15 protein-coding genes and 1 pseudogene are annotated in these 18,324 nt (G+C 68.2%); 9 read left to right on the forward strand and 7 right to left on the reverse strand.

Annotation, left to right across the window (positions count from 1 at the left end; genetic code table 11):
* Positions 1-382 precede the first annotated feature (382 nt).
* The 3 genes from M8859_RS34520 to M8859_RS34530 form a co-directional block, all read right to left on the reverse strand.
* Entirely contained in the window at positions 383-994 is a 612-nt protein-coding gene (locus M8859_RS34520) for a QsdR family transcriptional regulator (protein ID WP_249645514.1), read from the reverse strand.
* Positions 995-1,040: 46 nt separating this feature from the next.
* Positions 1,041-2,837 (reverse strand): acyl-CoA dehydrogenase, encoded by a 1,797-nt coding sequence (locus tag M8859_RS34525; protein ID WP_195070601.1) that lies wholly within the window; start codon positions 2,835-2,837, stop codon positions 1,041-1,043.
* 139 nt (positions 2,838-2,976) lie between these two features.
* Positions 2,977-5,820, reverse strand: a complete 2,844-nt coding sequence (locus M8859_RS34530; RefSeq protein WP_249645515.1) for an ATP-binding protein — start codon at positions 5,818-5,820, stop codon at positions 2,977-2,979.
* A 156-nt stretch (positions 5,821-5,976) separates the two neighbouring features.
* Between M8859_RS34530 and M8859_RS34535 the strand changes: the two genes are divergently transcribed.
* The 3 genes and pseudogenes from M8859_RS34535 to M8859_RS34540 all read left to right on the forward strand — a co-directional run bounded on the left by M8859_RS34535 (position 5,977) and on the right by M8859_RS34540 (position 7,875).
* Positions 5,977-7,134 carry an epoxide hydrolase family protein gene (locus M8859_RS34535; RefSeq protein WP_249645516.1) on the forward strand — a complete coding sequence of 386 codons (1,158 nt, stop codon included), beginning with the start codon at positions 5,977-5,979 and terminating at the stop codon, positions 7,132-7,134.
* 398 nt (positions 7,135-7,532) lie between these two features.
* Positions 7,533-7,640, forward strand: a pseudogene (locus M8859_RS37850) (NUDIX domain-containing protein); the annotation flags it as partial.
* A gap of 88 nt (positions 7,641-7,728) precedes the next feature.
* Complete coding sequence (locus tag M8859_RS34540) at positions 7,729-7,875, forward strand: NUDIX hydrolase (RefSeq protein WP_249645517.1); 147 nt, start codon at positions 7,729-7,731, stop codon at positions 7,873-7,875.
* Between the two features lie 125 nt (positions 7,876-8,000).
* Here M8859_RS34540 and M8859_RS34545 read toward each other — a convergent pair whose 3' ends face one another.
* Entirely contained in the window at positions 8,001-9,212 is a 1,212-nt protein-coding gene (locus M8859_RS34545) for a helix-turn-helix domain-containing protein (protein WP_249645518.1), read from the reverse strand.
* 213 nt (positions 9,213-9,425) lie between these two features.
* On the opposite strand from M8859_RS34545, the gene M8859_RS34550 reads away from it, so the two are divergent.
* The 3 genes from M8859_RS34550 to M8859_RS34560 all read left to right on the forward strand — a co-directional run bounded on the left by M8859_RS34550 (position 9,426) and on the right by M8859_RS34560 (position 11,283).
* On the forward strand, positions 9,426-9,767 hold the full coding sequence (locus tag M8859_RS34550) for a hypothetical protein (protein ID WP_249645519.1): 342 nt from the start codon (positions 9,426-9,428) through the stop codon (positions 9,765-9,767).
* Complete coding sequence (locus tag M8859_RS34555; protein WP_195070597.1) at positions 9,767-10,135, forward strand: hypothetical protein; 369 nt, start codon at positions 9,767-9,769, stop codon at positions 10,133-10,135. Before M8859_RS34550 ends, M8859_RS34555 begins: the two co-directional genes overlap by 1 nt.
* Before the next feature lie 149 nt (positions 10,136-10,284).
* On the forward strand, positions 10,285-11,283 hold the full coding sequence (locus M8859_RS34560; RefSeq protein WP_249645520.1) for an FAD-dependent oxidoreductase: 999 nt from the start codon (positions 10,285-10,287) through the stop codon (positions 11,281-11,283).
* A gap of 115 nt (positions 11,284-11,398) precedes the next feature.
* On the opposite strand, the gene cysC is transcribed toward M8859_RS34560, so the two are convergent.
* From cysC to M8859_RS34575, 3 genes are read right to left on the reverse strand one after another with little or no spacing between them, the layout of a single operon-like run.
* Positions 11,399-13,234 (reverse strand): adenylyl-sulfate kinase, encoded by a 1,836-nt coding sequence (gene cysC, locus M8859_RS34565; RefSeq protein ID WP_249645521.1) that lies wholly within the window; start codon positions 13,232-13,234, stop codon positions 11,399-11,401.
* On the reverse strand, positions 13,234-14,166 hold the full coding sequence (cysD, locus tag M8859_RS34570) for a sulfate adenylyltransferase subunit CysD (RefSeq protein ID WP_159930416.1): 933 nt from the start codon (positions 14,164-14,166) through the stop codon (positions 13,234-13,236). The genes cysC and cysD overlap by 1 nt, the downstream gene beginning before the upstream one ends.
* A gap of 32 nt (positions 14,167-14,198) precedes the next feature.
* Positions 14,199-15,086, reverse strand: a complete 888-nt coding sequence (locus M8859_RS34575; RefSeq protein ID WP_159930417.1) for a helix-turn-helix domain-containing protein — start codon at positions 15,084-15,086, stop codon at positions 14,199-14,201.
* 84 nt (positions 15,087-15,170) lie between these two features.
* Between M8859_RS34575 and M8859_RS34580 the strand changes: the two genes are divergently transcribed.
* Genes M8859_RS34580 through M8859_RS34590 form a run of 3 tightly spaced genes read left to right on the forward strand, consistent with a single transcriptional unit; the run spans position 15,171 to position 18,283 of the window.
* Complete coding sequence (locus M8859_RS34580; protein ID WP_159930418.1) at positions 15,171-16,334, forward strand: hypothetical protein; 1,164 nt, start codon at positions 15,171-15,173, stop codon at positions 16,332-16,334.
* The gene (locus M8859_RS34585; protein ID WP_159930419.1) at positions 16,334-17,110 is read left to right on the forward strand and encodes an SDR family oxidoreductase; all 777 of its coding nucleotides are present in this window, start codon (positions 16,334-16,336) and stop codon (positions 17,108-17,110) included. The genes M8859_RS34580 and M8859_RS34585 overlap by 1 nt, the downstream gene beginning before the upstream one ends.
* Positions 17,111-17,119: 9 nt before the next feature.
* Entirely contained in the window at positions 17,120-18,283 is a 1,164-nt protein-coding gene (locus M8859_RS34590) for a sulfotransferase family protein (protein WP_321212491.1), read from the forward strand.
* Positions 18,284-18,324 lie beyond the last annotated feature (41 nt).

An 18,324-nucleotide genomic window follows, 5' to 3' on the forward strand; every position in this document is an offset into this window, starting at 1 on the left:
GCGGGGCATTACGGTGGGACACGAAGACCTCCGGCAGGTGAATGCGTTCCTAGACAGCTCGCACTTCACCCGGAGGTCTTCGCCATGTCAGCCCGACACGCCGCTACCAACGTCCGTGGTCAGTACATCTAGGTCGAGCAGTGCGGCGAGCGCTTCGGCGGTGTAAATGATCTTCAGCCGCAGTCCGGCGTTTTCGGTGTCGGGCAGCCGGGGCCGGTGGTGCGGGCGTATCCGGGGCCGAGCGGTGGTGGCCGCCGCAGTAGACGCCGTCGTCCTCGCACCACAGCTCGGAGGCGGCGGCGAGGGTGCGGGTGTCAGGGCGGTGCCGAGCCGCACGAACGGCAACATGCCGGTGATTTGCGGGACCGTGGTCGTGCGGCGGTCAGGGGGCGATCGCCTCGGGGATGCCCAGCAGCGCCGCCTGGACCTCGTGCAGGCGGTCGACGTCGCCGCGGATGCCCGCGACGTTGTCGTTGTACAGGAACGCCTCGCCGAGCCGGACCAGCGCGTAGGCCAGCAACGCCGGTTCCAGCGGAGGACGGTATCCGTCCTCTTCGGTGGCGCGGACGATCAGTTCCTGGACGGTGCCGACGACCAGTGGCTGTACCGGTCCGTCGCTCGCGGTGAGGATGCGCAACCCGGACAGTGGCTCGTTCTCGAAGTAGCGCCGGAACGGTTCGTTGTCACGCATCCAGCGGTTGACCCGATACAGCACGTCCAGGATGCGGCGCGCGCCGCTGGAGCGCCGGCGGGCGTCCGCATGCCTGAGCAGCGCCTCGAACTCCCCGGCCAGGACCGCGCCGAGCACTCCGTCGCGGGAGCCGAACCAGCGGTACACCGAGGCGCGGCTGAGCCCGAGTTGCCCGGCGATCGCCTGGATGTCCACGCGCTCCCCGGACAGGAACGCGCGGCGAGCGAGTTCTATGACCTGTTCCCTGGTCGCGGAGGCCGGGCGGCCGGGAGGGCGGGTGGTCCGCTGACTGGAATCGATCACCGCGGAATGATACATCGTCTAAGACGTGTATCGAAATGGGCTGAATTCAGAACCAGGCGTCCCGCATCTGCAGAGTAGTCGTGTCCAACCTGGCGAGCAGGTCCAGTGCCGGTGCGGTCTTGGGCAATTCGAAACGGTAGAAGAACCGGGCGGCATGCCGCTTGCCATCGTAGAAGTCGCCGGACCGGTCCGCGGCGGCGAGGAACTGTTCGAGCCAGATCCAGGCCAGGACGGTGTGCCCGAATGCCTCCAGGTACACCGAGCTGTTGGCCAGCGCGGCCTCTATGTCACCGGAGGCGAACAGTCCCGCCGTCACCTCGACCAGCCGCCGCCACGCCGAATCCAGGTGTGCGGCAAGCTCCGCCGCCTCGCCGCCCGCCGCCCGCGCGGCGGTGATGGTCGCGTCGACGCGGGAGCCGAGTGCGAGCAGGCTGGCGCCGCCCTGCTGAGTCACCTTGCGCCCGAGCAGATCCAGCCCTTGGATGCCGTGCGTGCCCTCGTGGATGGGGTTGAGCCGGTTGTCCCGGTAGTGCTGCTCGACGTTGTATTCGCGGGTGTAGCCGTAGCCGCCGAGCACCTGGATGGCGAGGCTGTTGGCCTCCAGGCACCACTGCGAGGGCCAGCTCTTGGCGATCGGGGTCAGGATGTCCAGTAGCAGGGTGACCGCGCGGCGCTCCTCGTCGGATTCGGCGGTGCGCTGCTCGTCGACCAGCCGCGCGCAGTACAGCACCAGCGCCAGCGCGCCCTCGGCATAGGCCTTCTGTGCCAGCAGCATCCGCTTGACGTCGGCGTGCTCGATGATCGGACGCTGCGGCGCGGACGGGTCGGCGGGCAGCTTGGCCCGGCCCTGCGCGCGGGTGCGGGCGTAGTCGAGCGACTCGAGGTATCCGGTGTAGCCGAGCGCGGTGGCGACCAGGCCGACGCCGATGCGGGCCTCGTTCATCATGTGGAACATGTAGGTCAGCCCGCGATGCGGTTCGCCGACCAGGTAGCCGATCGCACCGGGCGCGCCGCCGGGCGTCCAGCGGCCCTCGCCGAAGTTGAGTACGGTGTTGACCGTGCCGCGGAAGCCCATCTTGTGGTTGAGCCCGGCCAGGGCGACGTCGTTGCGTTCGCCGATCGCGCCGTCGTCGCCGACCAGGAATCGCGGCACCACGAACAGTGAGATGCCCTTGGTGCCCGCCGGTCCGCCGGGGATCTTGGCCAGCACCAGGTGCACGATGTTCTCGCCGAGTTCGTGATCGCCGCCGGAAATCCACATCTTGGTGCCGAACAGGCGATACGTGCCGTCGTCCTGTGGTTCGGCGCGGGTGACGATGTCGGCCAGCGACGAACCGGCTTGGGGCTCCGACAGGCACATGGTGCCGAAGAAACGGCCCGCGAGCATCGGCTTGACGAACTTCTCCACGTGCTCCGGACCACCGTGGGCGACAAGCAGATTCGCGTTGGCCACAGTGAGGAACGGGTAACCCGCGGTGCCCGGATTGGCCGCCTGGAACCAGGCGTAGCTCGCCTGCGCGACGGTCGCGGGCAGCTGTGCGCCGCCGAGTTCGTAGTCCATCGCGGCCGAGGGCAGCCCGGCTTTGGCGAAGGCGGCCAGCGCCTGGCCGACTTCGGGGATGATGGTCACGCGTTCGCCGTCGAAGGTGGGTTCGTTGGCGTCGTTGAGCTTGTTGTGCGGTGCGAAGTACTTGGCGGCCAGTTGCTCGCTGAGTTCCAGCACGGCGTCGAAGGTCTCCCGCGAGTGCTCGGCGTACCGCTCGCGTTTGGTGAGGTTCTCGACGTCCAGCCACTCGTAGAGCAGGAAATCGAGATCGCGCCGGGACAGCAAGGTCGACCGCATCAGCCCGTCCTTTCGAGACATGTTCGACTCACTGTATCTTACGGACCGGGATGGGACCGGGCCCCGCCCCGACGGAAAGTCGGCGTCGGAATCGCCGCGCTACTCACCAGTGCCGAACGGCCCCGCCATGCGCCGCCGCTCACCCGTCGGTCGAGGGGCTGAGCAGGCCGCGGGCGTGCGCCATCGCCGCGGCCTCGGTGCGGGTGGCCGCGCCGAGTTTGGCGAGGATGCGCGAGACGTGCACACCGGCGGTGTTGGCGCTGATGAACAGTTCGGCCGCGATCCGGCGGTTGCTCGCGCCCGTGGCTACCAGCCGCAGCACGTCGAGTTCCCGGGGCGTCAGGCCCGCGGTGCTCGGCCGCCGCGCTGGGGAGGGCCGGTCGGAGGATTCGGTGAGAACGATTCCGGCGCGCTCGGCCAACTGTCTGGCTTGCTCGGCGAGGGGAGGCGCCGCCAGTTCGTCGGCCAGCTCGAGCACCGACCGCAGCGCGTCGCGCGCTGCCGGGCGATCGCCCGCGGCCAGTTCGGCTGCCCCGGAGTCCAGCAGGCTGCGCGCCAGCTCGTACGGCTGACGAAGGGCCCGCCAGGAGGCGACCACCGCGTCCCAGTCGGCGGGACGGCCACTGCGCACGGCGTGGCAGGAATTCCGGTACGCGGCGTCGACCGCGCTGGTCACAGGCAGCTTTTCCGTGACCGAATGCAGAACCATGGGAGCGCAGCGCGTCCGGGCGACCGTATCGGCCAGCGCCCACGCCTCGTGATGATGTGCGGCCAGATCGTCCGCGATCAGCGTCGCCGCGCCGATCTCAGCGGCGCGCTGCGGGTCGCCCGCCGCGTGCGCGATCTCGGATTGCACCGTGTACAGCTGAATTCGGTATTGCCTGGCCCATCGACTGTCGCCGAGCAACGGCTGCGCGGTTCTCGCGCTCGTCGCCGCGGCGTTCGCGTCGCCGCGCGCCAGCATGATCCTGGCGTGACACAGCAGCAGCGCGGCGGTGCTCAACGGCGGCAACCGCTCGGTGAGCGATTCGTCGACCAGATCGAGCGCCTCGTTCCATCGACCCAGGGCTGTGAGTGCCTGAGCCCATTTGACCAGCAGAATCGGCGCGGCTTCGGCGAACCGGTAGGTCTCGTGCGCGGCTCGCAGACCCTGTTGGATGGCGGCGATGGCCTTCTCGTTGGCGCCTGCCGACACCAGCAGCGCTGACTCCCACAGCACCACCGTCAGCAGGGTTCCCGGATCTCCCGCTGCCTTCGCCGCGGCATGCGCACGGTCGAAATGCGCCGTGGCGACCTCCGAGCGATCCGCGGTGGCCAGTCCGAGATAGGCGTGGGCGCGCGCGGCCAGCGGCAGGTCGTCGAGCTGTTCGGCCACCTCGGCGGCGGAGCGCGCGTCGTCCTCGGCGGCAGCCGCCGCACCGCTGAACACGCGCGCCGCGGCGAGTTCGGCGAGCACCTCGCCGCGCAGCCGGATCGGCCGGTGCGCGGGAAGCAGTGCCAGGGCCGCGAGCAGGTCGTCCTCGCCGCCGCTGCTGCTCTGATTCCGCAGTCCGGCGCGATAGTGGTGCAGCCGGGCGGCGCGCTCCGGTTCGGTCGCCGCATCGATGGCGGCCAGCGCCGCGTCGGCTGCGGCGATCCCGCGCTCGACGACACCGCCGCGATGACACGCCGCCACAACCGCTTCCACGACATCGAGCCGCTCGACGTCCACCCTGCTCGCCGCGTCCGGCACGCGATCCCACAGTTCGAGCACCCGGTCCAGATGGCGCACCTGATCACGATGCGCGCCGATGCTCTCGGCTTCCGACGCCGATTCCCATGCGGCCTCGAGGGCGGGCGGCAGCTCTCCGGCGGCATACGCGTGGTAGGCCAGCTCGGCGGAGGGGAACTGGTGCGGGTCCTGTTTCCTGTGCTCGAGGAGTGCCTGAGAAATTTTGGCGTGCAACTGCTTTCGTTCGACGGGTAAGAGATCGTCGTAGACCGCATCACGGATGAGGACGTGCCGGAACTCGTAGCCGGTGTCGGTGGTGACCAGCAGTTGCCGATCGATCAGTTGGTGCAGGGCAGTGGTGAGCGCGGCCGGTGTGAGGGCGGTGGCGGCCTCCAGCAGCGTGTGCGGGACCGGAGACCCGGCCGCCGCCGCGAGGCTCAGCACCGAAGCGGTCTGCTCGGGCAGGTCGGACAGATAGCCGAGCAACAGCTCCGACAGCTCGGCGGGCGTGTCCTCGGGCGCGGGGCCGAGCGCTTCCACGAACAGCGGAATTCCCCTGCTGCGCTCGAAGACCCTCGCGATCGTCCCTGGCTCCGGTTCTCTGGCGTGCAGTGCGGCCAGCTGCCTGCCCACTTCGTGCTTGGTCAGCGGCGGCGGAGTCAGCAGTCGCACACGCGGGTCGCGGCGCAGGCCCGTGACCAGCTTGCGCAGCGGTTCGGAGTCGGCGGGCCGGTAGGTGCCGACCAGCACCAGATCGCCCTCGGCCAGGTTGGCCACCAGGAAAGCGAGCAATGCCAAGCTGGCGTCGTCGGCCCAGTGCAGGTCCTCCAGCACCACCACCAGCGGCCTGGTCAGCGCGAACTGTTCCAGCACGGTCAGGATCTCGCCGAACAACCGGGTTCGATCGGTCTCGGCGCCCGCCGTGCCGGACCGCGCGGCCAGCTCGGGAAGCCAGCGCGCCACCGCCGGCTCGGGCACCGGAAGCAGCGCCGCTAGGCCCTCCACCCCCAATTCACGCAGGACCGCGCGCATGACCGCGACGAAAGGCGTGAACGGCACGCCCGTCGCGCCGAACTCCGGACACCGTCCGGACAACACCGCCGTGCGTCCGCCGAGCCGCGTCGTGAACTCCGCTACCAGCCGCGACTTGCCGATGCCCGCTTCGCCGCCGATCAGTACGGTGTGCACCGCCGGATCACGGTAGGCGTCCTGCAATGCTGCGAGCTCGGCGGCCCGCCCCACGAAGGCGCCGCTTACGGGAAGGCTGACCACGGCGCGATCATGCCCGTACCGCGCCTCGGCGACAACTGCGAAGGTCGGGCGAGGGCGCGCCGCACCTGGGGTGAGAGATGAGCCCGCACACCGAACGCGCGAAATAACGGATTCTCGTGATTCGCTCACCCCCTCGTTACCCGAAGCATCAATGGCATGACGAACACCGAGATCCGCCCCTTCCGCATCGACGTCCCCCAGGCCGACCTGGACGACCTGCGCCTGCGCCTGGCCCGCACCCGCTGGATCGACGACCTGCCCGGTACCGGATGGGAACGTGGCGTGCCGACCGCCTACCTGAAGAACCTGGCCGGCTACTGGGCCGAGAAGTTCGACTGGCGCGCCGCCGAGACCGAGCTGAACGCCCACCCGCAGTTCACCACCACGATCGCCGGTCAGAACGTGCACTTCCTCCACATTCGTTCGGCCCGGGAGGACGCCACCCCCTTGCTGCTCCTGCACGGTTGGCCCAGTTCGGTGGCCGACTTCCTCGACATGATCGGCCCGCTCACCGACCCCGCCGCCCACGGCGCACCCGAGGCTCCCGCCTTCCACCTCGTCGTCCCGTCGCTGCCCGGCCACGGGTTCTCCGGCCCGATCACCGAGGCGGGGTGGAACGACGGCCGGATCGCGGCGGCCCTCGCCGAACTCATGGCCCGGCTGGACTACCACCGCTACGGCGTGCAGGGCGGTGACCACGGCGCTTTCATCGCCCCCGCACTGGGGCGGATCGACACGGAACATGTCGTCGGCGTGCACGTCAACGCGCTGGTCACCTTCCCGACCGGCGATCCCGCCGACATGGCCGCGCTCACCGACGCGGAGAAGGCGCGCCTCGGCGGGATGAAGAAGTTCCAGGACGACGGCTCGGCCTACATGAACCTGAAGGGCTCACGCCCGAACACCATCGCGCAATTGCTCGCCGATTCCCCGACCGGCCAGCTCGGCTGGATCGTGGAGAAGTACCGCGAGTGGACCGACCAGTCCCACGACCTGCCCGAACAGGCCGTCGACCTCGATCGCCTGCTGACCACGGTGAGCATCTACTGGTTCACCGACACCGCCCGCAGCGTCGCCGACCTCTACTACGAACGCTTCCACGACGCGACCATGTTCGCCCCGAAGCCGAAGGGCACCGTGCCGACCGGCGTCGCGGTATTCAAGGACGGCGACTACGCCATCCGCCGCTTCGCCGAGCGCGCCCACCACATCACCCACTGGTCGGAGTTCTACTCCGGCGGGCATTTCCCGGCACTGGAGGTGCCGGAGCTGCTGGTCGGCGATATCCGCGAGTTCTTCCGCACGCTCGGTTGAACCGGCAGGACCCGAGGGGCGGGCGCTCATCTCCACCTGCCCCTCGCCGTCGCCGAGACGGTGTCGTATCCGGTCGAGCGCGCAATGAAGGGGGGCGGACATCTTCGGCCTCACCCCCGTTTGTCGATCGCAGATAGCTGGCGACCACGATCGGAGTCTGGCGCTTCAGCCTGCGATACCGTCGAGCAGGTGAACCGCACTCGGTAGACGATCCACGGTGAGCGTCTCGTGGGCGAGAATCGCCATATCCGGCTGTCGACTGTGGATGTGGAGCTACCTGACGGCGTCAGATTCACGCAGTACGTCGCGGATGCCTCGATGCGCAATGACATTGGTACTCAACGAGAAAAGTGAAGCACTGTTGAAGTACCGACATCGATTCGTCCCGACCGCTGGGTGTGGCGCTTCCCGGCGGTTATGTCGATAGAGCGGAAGATGTCGTGATCGCGGCCGCGCGAGAGGTCGAGGAGGAGACCGGTTGGCGGCCGAGAAGAATGGAGCATCTGGTCACGTATCAACCAGCTATTGGCCCGCTGGATCATCCGCAGGAGATATACCTCGCTCGTGGCGCGGACTTGACAGACAATCGGCCGGATGTCCACGAGGCGGCCGGATGTCAACGAGGCGGAGGACATGCGCTGGTTCTCGCTCGACGAGGCGGTGCGAATGATCGAGCGCGGCGAAATCCTCGGAGCAGCAATGGTGGTCGCGGTCTATCGGGTGATCGCTCTGCCCGCTTAGTGCGTCACAGCGCCTGTTGTCGTGACTTCGCGACGGTCGAACGGCAGTGCCGGGTAAAGCGGACCCATCCTCCTTGAAGGCCAAGCGGGATGCGAGTGCGCGTCGCTCGAGTGCAGGCGAGCTGATCAGGTGCGGTCGATGCCACACCACGCGGCGAACCCGCGCACGCTTTCGTTGCTTCGTGCATCGTCGCGGGCGAGGACGCGAATGGTCTCGTGCACCATTGGGTGGTATCGGGTTTGGGTGGGCGCGATCTCCTTGGCCTTTCGCAGAGAGCCGAGGGCTTTCGTGCGATTGCCGTGAAGCAGGTAGCCTCTGGCCAAGTCGATGTAGTGGTGGCCCGCACGCTCCCGTGGCGTGGTCGCCGGGAGATGCACGCGTTCGGCGCGCTTTACGGCCTCGGTGCCGTCCATCATCTCGACAGCCAGGCCGACCGACCAGATGTCGACATTGGTGACGCCGAAGCACAGCCGGTAATCGTCACGGTCGACACCGACGCGTTGGGCGGTGTCCCGCGCTTCGGCGAGATGTTCATCGGCGAGGTCGCGGCGACCGGCTCGGGCGGCGGCGAGGCCCGATTTCAGGTGCAGGCTGCCCCACATGCTGAGGACGGCCGGATCGTCACCGCTGATATCGGACTCGATGGCGGCACGACTTGATTCGAGAAACCGAAGGGCCGTGGACCAGTCGGCCGCGCAGATCAGTTCCCCCGCGCGCTGGTAATCGCCCGCCAGGACGGCCAGCGGGTCGCCGGACTGCGCGGCTGCCCACTCGTACCGCTCGACACACAAAGAAGAAAGGTCGATATAGCCCAGCTTGTACACGACTTGCCCGGTTGCGGCGAACGCTTCGGCGAGAAGTCCGAATACGCGCTCACGCTTGGCTCCCGTCGCGGCATTCCACGCGACGCGCAGGTCGGCGAGCAAGCCGGGAAGGAGCGTGCCGAGGTCACCGAGGTTGACCGAGTGCCGCAATGCGGAAGCTTTCGCGACGTCGGCGGCGAGGTCGCGTTCGGGACGAGGGTCCATGGACCCGTCGGGCTCGATCTTGTACGCGGCCAGTTCCCGGCGAATCTCGGGTACACCGGCGTGCACTCGCTGTTCGTCGCGGGTCTGCCGGGGATAGGGCTGCTCGAGCAGATCGACCACGTTCACTCGCAGGGCGCGGGCGCATGCCGCGACGAACGCCGGTGATGCCGGCGCACGGCCACGCTCGACTTTGCGGACCAGACTCGCCGAGAAGTTGGCTTCCCGCGCGAGTCTTTCCTGGCTCCAGCCCGCAAGCTTCCTGGCTGTGCGGACTTTCTCGCCGACACCGGATTCCTGGGTCATCGTCATCACGGGTTCCATTCGACACGTTTCCTCATGCCCAGGGTGACAAATCTTTTGCCGGTTCGCTGTGTTGTTCGTCCTTCAAAGTCATGTTCCGGCCCTGGCGGCGGGTGAAGCCCTTCCGGATCGCGCCACATCTCCGGCGTTGCTTACACCGCTGGAGATGCGAGAGTCCCCGGCGCCGGGTGCCACACCACATCAACCGAACAAGGGGTGGACATGGCAGAAATCGCGCTTGGCTACATCCGGCTGGATCGGTCCGGTAGTGATCACGCAGGTGAGGAGCGCGCGATCCGGGCTCTAGCCGAGCGGAGGGGCTACCCCGACCCGGAAGTGCTGGTGGTCGATCGCGACGCGCTGATGCCGACGCTCCTGCTGATGCAGGCCATCCGCCGGGTGGGCGCTTCGGTTGTCATCGCTCCGACCCGGGAGCACGTCTGGACCAGCAGGCGCGGTCTCACCGAGGAAGTGACTCTGATCGTCGTTGCGCCCGAGGAAATATGGAAGCGTGGCCATCGGTGGACGCCGTTCGGTTCACCTGACGGCGCGGTGCGGTATTGATGTCCGGCTGGCACGAGTACGGCACAGCTTTCGTTGTGGCGACGGCGATGGTGATGGTGCTGCTGGGAGTCTTCTTCGCGGCGAGTAGATGGTGGCGAAGGCCGTTGCGCGGGCCGAGCGTCTATCACATCGCCGAGCGTGTGGGCCATGAGCAGTTGTGCCTGCTGGGCTGGCCACCGCTGGGCTGGCCTGCGGTAGACCCGGTGGACGGCCCAGAACTCAGTACCGGCGATGCCCACGCGCTGATGCAGGTGCATCGGGATTGCGACGCGGACGAGTGCTCGTGGAAAAGCGCCGCCGTCGAAACTCTGCGGATCACCGGGCGCATGCGACCGAGCAAGTACCCGCGCCGATCGAATCGGCCTTGACGACCGACAGGACCGATAGGCATTGCGCAACAGGCTGATACGTTCGATGCGGACTGTAAAACCGCACGTGCACATGGTGGCCGGTCCGGGGGAGAGCATGATCCGGGCGTGTCATCGATCGGCCCGGCCTACAGCGAAGGGGTGCCCTGGTGTTTCGAGCGGAGGTCATCGGTTGCGGTATCGGAGGGGCGTGCGCGGCGCTGGCGCTGGCGAAAGTCGGTGCCGACGTCACGGTCTACGAGAGGTCGCAGCGCGCGGCCGATGTCGGCGGATGGGTCACGCTCGGTCCTGCGGCGTCGACCGCGCTCGATCAGATCGGTCTGGGTGAGAAGGTCAGGGCGGCCGGGTTCCCGGTTGTCGGTGTCAGTTCGGCCGATACGCTGACGGGGCGCACGAAGTCCTTCGCTCGGACCGAGCCCGGTCATCGCTGGTCGAGTATCCATGTGTGGCGCAGGGATCTGTTGGCCGTACTGCGTGAAGGTCTGGACCGAGCGAAGATTCCCTGCGCCTACGGAACTCGGGCCGATCCCGGCAAGCGCACAGGTGACCTGCTCGTCGGCGCCGATGGCGCTCGTTCGGAAACCCGGCGCATGCTCGGCAGTTCCCAGGAGCCCGCATACACCGGGCAAGTGATCCGGTACGGACATTGCCCGGTTCCGGTGCGAGGGCTACCGACGAACGTACTGCACTTCTGGGCGCACTCGGAGGGGGTCGCGGGGTACGTGGGGGACGAGCGCGATGGTTCCTTCTGGTTCAGCAGGCGAAAAGCGGAGTCTCCGGCCGCGGCTATCGACGCCGACGTGTTTCTCGAAATGCTGCGGGCGACGCAAGTGGCGCAGGTACTGGAGCACTCGGAGGTGAGTGCGCCGATCGCCCTGTACGAACTCGACCCCGATGGCCTCTGGCACAGCGCTGACACCGTACTGATAGGTGATGCGGCACACGCCGTTTCGCCGGCGGCGGGGCGAGGAGCGACCTCCGCGATCGAGGACGCGATCGTCTTGGCGAAGACCGTGCGTGGTGCGAACTCTATTGCCATGGCGCTGGAGTCCTACACCCGGACGCGTCGCCCGATAGCGCAAGCGACCTATCGGCCGGGATCGGTGCGGCAGCCTCCCAAAGTGTCAGCGGCCGATCTGCGGCTCTGACCCGTGGCAGCCGGTCGCGGCCGTGGGGCTCGATCAACGGCTCGGCACCCCCAAGGTGAGTTCGCGGGATCCGACCGATCGCGCGGAGAAATCCGGCGGTTGCCCACACACGTTGTCAGTCCAATCGCGTCAACCTCGCGATGATCGTGGCGGCCATCGATGCCGGGTCCCCATGGTCGGGGCGGAGAACGATATCGGCTTCGGTGGGTGCTTCGTACGGGTCATCGATGCCGGTGAAGCCGCGGATCTCGCCCGCGCGGGCCTTGGCGTACATTCCCTTGGGGTCGCGGGCTTCGCAGACCGCCAGCGGGGTGTCGACGAACACCTCCAGGAACGGGATTCCCGCTGCCTCGTGCGCGGCGCGCACCCGGTCGCGGTCGGCGCGGTAGGGGCTGATCAGCGACACCACCGCGACCACACCGGCTTCGGCGAACAGTTTCGCCACTTCGCCGACGCGCCGGACGTTCTCTTCCCGGTCCGCCGCGCTGAACCCGAGATCCGAGTTGAGCCCGTGCCGCAGGTTGTCGCCGTCGAGGAGGAACGCCGGACGCCCCTCGGCGACCAATCGGCGCTCCAGTTCCACCGCGACGGTCGATTTCCCGGAGCCGGACAGGCCGGTCAACCAGACCGTCAGGCCACGGGTGGCGCGCTCGTCGCGCTCGACGGCGGTGGAATGCCAGACCACGCGGGAGGAAGGCAGGCTCGGGCCGGTGATCATGCCCGCGGCGACGGTGTTGTTGGTGGTGTCGTCGACGAGGATGAAGCTGCCGGTGGCGCGGTTGCGCCGGTACGGGTCGAACAGCAGAGGCTGGCGAGTGCGCAACTGGACACGGCCGATCTCGTTGAGCGTCAACGACTCCGCGCGCTCGTCGCGATGCAGCGTGTTGACGTCCAGCCGGTAGTCCAGGGAGCGGACCTCGGCTGTGACGGCACGGGTGGTGTGCCGGATGGTGTAGGTCGCGCCCGGGGTGAGCTGGGCGTCCTCGGCGAACCAGCACACCATCGCGTCGATATCGCGGTCGGTGTTCGGGCGGTTGTTCGGGCGGCAGATCAGATCGCCGCGGGAGATGTCCAGCTCGTCGGCGAGCTGGATGGTGACCGCCTGCGGCGGGAAGGCTTCCGCGACCGGTGCGCCGCCCGGTCCCCAGATCGCCTCCACGGTGGTGGTGAAACCCGAAGGCAGCACGGCAACTTCGTCGCCCGGCTTGAAGACGCCGCCCGACACGGTGCCCGCGTAGCCACGGAAGTCCTGCGCGTGCCTGCGGGTGACGTACTGCACCGGGAAGCGCGCGTCGATCAGGTTGCGGTCGGAGGCGATGTGCACCTCTTCGAGATGGTGCAGCAGGGGAGTGCCCTCATACCACGGCATGCTCGCGCCGCGATGCACGATGTTGTCGCCGTGCAGCGCAGACACCGGCACGAAGGTCAGATCGGAGACGTCGAGTTTGGAGGCCCACCGCGCGAACTCCTCGCGGATCTCCTCGAATCGCTCCTGCGACCAGTCCACCAGGTCCATCTTGTTCACGCACAGCACCAGGTGCGGGATGCCGAGCAGGCCGGCCAGGAACGCGTGCCGACGGGTCTGCTCCACCACGCCTTTGCGGGCGTCCACCAGGATCAGCGCCAGGTCGGCGGTGGAGGCGCCGGTCACCATGTTGCGGGTGTACTGGACGTGGCCGGGGGTGTCGGCGATGATGAATTTTCTTCTGGGCGTGGCGAAGTAGCGGTGTGCCACGTCGATGGTGATGCCCTGTTCGCGTTCGGCGCGCAGGCCGTCGGTGAGCAGGGCGAGGTTCGGATAGTCGTCGCCGCGGTCGCGGCTGGTGCGCTCCACCGCGGCGAGCTGGTCGGTGAAGAGGGTCTTGGAGTCGAACAGCAGCCGGCCGATCAGGGTCGATTTGCCGTCGTCGACGCTGCCCGCGGTGGCGAGGCGCAACAGTGTGGTCGTCATCAGAAGTAGCCTTCGCGTTTGCGGTCTTCCATGCCTGCCTCGGAGATGCGGTCGTCGGCGCGGGTGGCGCCGCGCTCGGTGACCCGTGCCGCGGCGACCTCGGCGACCACCTCCGCGGGGGTGGCCGCGGTGGATTCGACGCAGCCGGTGCAGGTCGCGTCGCCGACGGTGCGGAAGCGCACGGTGGCCTCGTAGGGCTGCTCGCCGTCGAGCAGTTCGAGGAAACGGGTGTGCGCCAGCAGCATTCCGTCGCGCTGCACCACCGGCCTGCGGTGGGCGTAGTACAGCGGGGGCAGCTCGATATCCTCGGCGGCGATGTAGCTCCAGATGTCGAGTTCGGTCCAGTTCGACAGCGGGAACACCCGGATGTGCTCGCCCGCGCGGTGCCTGCCGTTGTAGAGGTTCCACAGTTCGGGGCGCTGCCTGCGCGGATCCCACTGGCCGTACTCGTCGCGGAAGCTGAACACCCGCTCCTTGGCGCGGGCCTTCTCCTCGTCGCGGCGCGCGCCGCCGAAGACCGCGTCGAACGATCCTTCCTGGATCGAGCGCAGCAGCGTCGTGGTCTGTAGCCGGTTGCGAGAGGCGCGCGGCCCGGTCTCCTCGACCACCCGTCCCGCGTCGATGTCGTCCTGCACTCGTCCTACGACCAGACGCAGCCCCAAGCGGGCCACCGTCGCGTCACGGTAGGCGATCACCTCGTCGAAGTTGTGCCCGGTGTCGATGTGCAGCACCGGGAACGGCAGCGGCGCGGGCCAGAAGGCCTTGGCCGCCAGATGCAGCATCACCACCGAGTCCTTGCCGCCGGAGAACAGCAACACCGGGCGTTCGAATGTCGCTGCCACTTCCCGGAATATGTGCGCCGACTCGGCCTCGAGCGCGTCCAGATGGGGCAGCTCGTAGGTGCTCGCCGTCGACTTCGCGTACTGGCTCACACCGCAAAACTAGAACACGTTTCGGTCTTTGGTCAATGGCTTGAGCCCGGCTTGTGCCCGCCCGAGTTCGCCGTCACCGCGTCGGCGGCGGCCACCAGCGCGGCGCCTCGCCTGGCGATCTCGGCCCCGGTGACCGACCGGCCGACGTACATCGTGAGCACCATGTTCTGCCTGCCGTCGCCGTCGTAGGTCGGGGCCGCCAGCAGGCTCACCGCGTGCTCCTTGCGGGGGCGCAGATCCGCGCCCAGATACACCCGCTCGCCGAGGCTCGTCACCAGCTCGCCGACCAGTTCGCGCAGCTCGGGCGGCAGATCGCGGTCGGCGACCCCGGCCAGCAGCGAGTACAGCCGCCGTCCGGCCGTGGTCATGCTCTCCACGAGGAACCCGCGCTCGCGGCACTCGGCGACGACCTGGCGCAGGCGCGCCTCGTCCTGTCGCAACGGCACCGCCGACGGCTTGGCCAGCCAGGCGTCGAAGGCCGCGTCGATGTCCCAGAGCACGTACATCAGGCCGACCGGTGGCGCGAAATGGTAGGCCGCGCCCACCTTCACCAGGCCGGGACCGGTGCTCTCCAGCACCATGATCTGCTCGCCGACCACCGCCGACGCCGTGCAGGTCGTGTGGTACCGCGCGGACAGTTTCTCCAGCTCGACGCGCGCGAGCGCGGAGATGGCGAAGCTGTCCTGCGCCGCCCGTCCGGCCGCGATCAGCGCCGGTCCGAGCCCGTAGGTGCGGGTATCGGCGTCGCGCGTCAGGTAGCCGCCCGCGGTGAGTTCGGTCAGGATGCCCAGGCAGGTCGGTTTGGCCAAGTCGAGTTCGCGGGCGAGCTCGGAGAGCCCGAAGCGTTTCCCGCGCTGCTCGACGAAGAAATCGAGGACCTGAACCACCCGCGCGGTGGGTGCGGACCGACGGCCGACCATTGACCACTCCTAGAACACGTTCTAATCTTGCCTTGATCGAAATGTACCAGAGCGGTACATATATGGAACACCGGAGAGAGCCTCTTGCTGACACAGCCGTTCGCGGACGCCATCGCCGCCGCCGAGCAGATCATCACCGGAGCCGCGCACATCCGCACCGAACAGGACCTCGTCGAGGGCTACGACTACCTGGCGGGCAGCATCCGCGCGTCGTTGCAGATGGCCTGGGCATACGAGCTGGACTTCCCGTTCTTCGTGATGTCCACCGGGCCCTACACCAAGATGGGATTGGACAACCCCGACACCCTCTATTTCCACGCCTATCTGCGGCCGGACGCGGATTACGTGGTGACCGGAACCCGCGGCACCACCCGCGACCTGAGCTTCCAGGTGCTCAACGGCAACTACTCGCCGGTGGACGTGCCCGACAGCCTCACCGCCTTCGACGACCGCGAGCTCGACATCCGCCCTGACGGCAGCTACGAGCTCCGCTTCGGACCGGGCGAAGCGGGCCCGGGATACGTTCATCTCGGCGCCGACGCGGCGATGCTGGTGGTGCGCGAGGTCCACAGCGATTGGGCCACCGAGAAGGCGGGCACGATCCGCATCCAGCGGGTCGACCGCATCGGTGACGCGCCGCCGCCGCTGACCAAGGACGTGCTGACCAAGCGGTACGGCGTCGCGGGCAAGATGCTGGTGTCGCGGCTGAAGACCTTCCTCGCCTTCCCGGAGTGGTTCTACCTGAACCTGCCGGTGAACACGCTGACCGAGCCGAGGCCGACGCCGGGCGGGCTCAGCACACAGTTCTCCTCGGTGGGTCACTACGACCTGGACGACGACCAGGCCATGATCATCACGGTGCCGAAGTCCGACGCGCCCTACCAGGGCTTCCAGCTCGGCAGCATGTGGTACCTGTCGCTGGACTACATCAACCACCAGACCAGCCTCACCGCCGACCAGGCGCACGTGGACCCGGACGGGATGATCCGGCTGGTGGTCAGCGAGCGCGATCCCGGTCTGGCCAACTGGATCGAGCGCACCGGGCACGCCAGGGGTTATCTGCAATTCCGCTGGCAGCGGCTGTCGAGGGAGATGAAACCGGACGACGGGCCCACCGTGGAGCTGGTCTCGGTCGCCGATCTGCCGAATCGCCTGCCCTTCTACGAGCAGGCCCGGGTCACGCCGGAGCAGTGGCGTACGCGGATCGCGGCGCGGCAAGTCGCCGTCGCGGAAAGGATGCTCGGCTGATGCTGTTGCGGGACAAAGTGGTCGTCGTCTCCGGCGTAGGGCCGGGATTGGGGCGCGCGATCGCCGTGCAGAGCGCGAAAGCGGGCGCGGACGTGGTGCTGGCCTCCCGGACCGAGTCGCGGCTGACCGAGGTGGCCGCGGAGATCACCGCACTGGGCAGGCGCGCGGTGGTCGCGCCCACCGACATCAACGACGAGGCCGCCGCGGCCGATCTGGTGGAGACCGCGCGCAGCGCGTTCGGCAAGGTGGACACGCTGGTGAACAACGCGTTCGCCATCCCGCCCATCGTCGATCTCGCCGATGTCGACTTGGACCAGGTGCGGGCGGGCTTCGAGACGAACGTGCTGGCCGCATTGCGCCTGACCAGGCTGTTCGTGCCCGCCCTCACCGAGACCAAGGGTTCGGTCGTGATGATCAACTCGGCTGTGCTGCGCCACTCGCGGCGGACCTTCGGGCCGTACAAGATGGCGAAGGCCAGCCTGCTCGCGCTGGCGCAGAGCCTGGCCACCGAACTCGGGCCGAAAGGTATCCGGGTGAATTCCGTCGCGCCCGGCTATATCTGGGCCGACAACCTGAAGTGGTACTTCAACTACCTGGCGCAGCAGCGGGGGATCACCCCAGAGGAGGTCTACGACGAGACCGCGAAGACCACCGACCTGCGCAAGCTCCCCGAACCCGACGAGATCGCCGACGCTGTCGTGTTCTTTGCGTCCGACATGGCCCGCGCGATCACCGGCGCGTGCCTGGACGTCAACGCCGGCGAATACCACCACTAGGAGATGACCGTGATCGGTAGGGACGACGTCGGCACCGTCGATGACCTGCATGCTTCCGCGACCAAGGTGGTCGGGCTGGACGACTTCGGGACCGATGACTATCGCGAGGGGCTCGAGGTGCTGCTCGAGTCGTACGCGAAGGACGCCGCACTCACCCCGTTCGGCAACAAGGTCAACCGCGCCTTCCTGCGCGGCGCCCTGATCGCCCGCCTGCTCAGCGAGGCGGCCTGGCGGCAGCACCCGCAGCACGCCGACGTGGCGATCGAACGGCCGATCTTCGTGACCGGTCTGCCGCGCTCGGGCACGACGGCGGTGCACCGTCTGCTCAACGCCGACCCCGCGCACCAAGGGCTGGAGATGTGGCTGACCGAGATGCCGCAACCGCGCCCGCCGCGGGAGACGTGGGCGAGTGACCCGGTGTACCAGCGCCTGGCGGCCGCCTACGACAAGCACCACGTCGAACACCCGGAATTCATGGGCGTCCATCACATTTCGGCCGACCAGGTCGAGGAGTGCTGGCAGCTGTTGCGGCAATCGGCCATGTCGGTGTCCTACGAGTGCCTGGCCTACCTGCCCACCTACTCCGAGTGGTTGCGCGACCGGGATTGGACGCCCGCCTACCGCAGGCACCGGCGCAACCTCCAGCTGATCGGCTTGCCGGACGCGGGCAAACGGTGGGTGCTGAAGAACCCGAGCCACCTGTTCGCGCTGGACGCCATCTTCGAGGTCTATCCGGACGCGCTGGTCATCCAGATGCACCGCGATCCGCGCACCATCATCGCGTCGGTGTGCAGCTTGAACGAGCAGGCGTCGGCGGGCTGGTCGGAGAAATTCCGTGGTCCGGTGGTGGGCACGGCACAACTGGATCTGTGGGCGCGGGGCGCGGAGCGATTCCTCGCCGACCGCGAGCGCTTCGCCGCGGGGCAGTTCTGCGACGTCGACTACGACGAGTTCGTCGCCGACCCGATCGGCACCGTCGAGTCGATCTACCGGCGCTTCGAGCTACCGCTGACCGAGGAGGCGAGCGCCGCGATGACCGCGCTGCACGCGCAGAGCACCACGGGCGCGGCGCGTCCGGCGCACCGCTACACCCTCGGCGACTTCGGGCTGACCGCCGAGCAGGTGGACGCGCGGTTCGCCGCGTACCGGGAAGCGCATTTCCCCGGGCGGTGATCACTCGGCGCCCGCCGGTCCTCCGGCACGACCGGCGCGCG

This window comes from Nocardia sputi, assembly GCF_023501985.1.

Bases quoted from the DNA above. Each gene is read 5' to 3' on its own strand.
- M8859_RS34525 (WP_195070601.1), bottom strand. From the start codon at position 2,837: ATGCGGTCGACCTTGCTGTCCCGGCGCGATCTCGATTTCCTGCTCTAC.
- M8859_RS34535 (WP_249645516.1), top strand. From the start codon at position 5,977: ATGACGAACACCGAGATCCGCCCCTTCCGCATCGACGTCCCCCAGGCC.
- M8859_RS34540 (WP_249645517.1), top strand. From the start codon at position 7,729: ATGTCCACGAGGCGGCCGGATGTCAACGAGGCGGAGGACATGCGCTGG.
- M8859_RS34545 (WP_249645518.1), bottom strand. From the start codon at position 9,212: ATGACGATGACCCAGGAATCCGGTGTCGGCGAGAAAGTCCGCACAGCC.
- M8859_RS34550 (WP_249645519.1), top strand. From the start codon at position 9,426: ATGGCAGAAATCGCGCTTGGCTACATCCGGCTGGATCGGTCCGGTAGT.
- M8859_RS34555 (WP_195070597.1), top strand. From the start codon at position 9,767: ATGTCCGGCTGGCACGAGTACGGCACAGCTTTCGTTGTGGCGACGGCG.
- cysC (WP_249645521.1), bottom strand. From the start codon at position 13,234: ATGACGACCACACTGTTGCGCCTCGCCACCGCGGGCAGCGTCGACGAC.
- M8859_RS34575 (WP_159930417.1), bottom strand. From the start codon at position 15,086: ATGGTCGGCCGTCGGTCCGCACCCACCGCGCGGGTGGTTCAGGTCCTC.
- M8859_RS34585 (WP_159930419.1), top strand. From the start codon at position 16,334: ATGCTGTTGCGGGACAAAGTGGTCGTCGTCTCCGGCGTAGGGCCGGGA.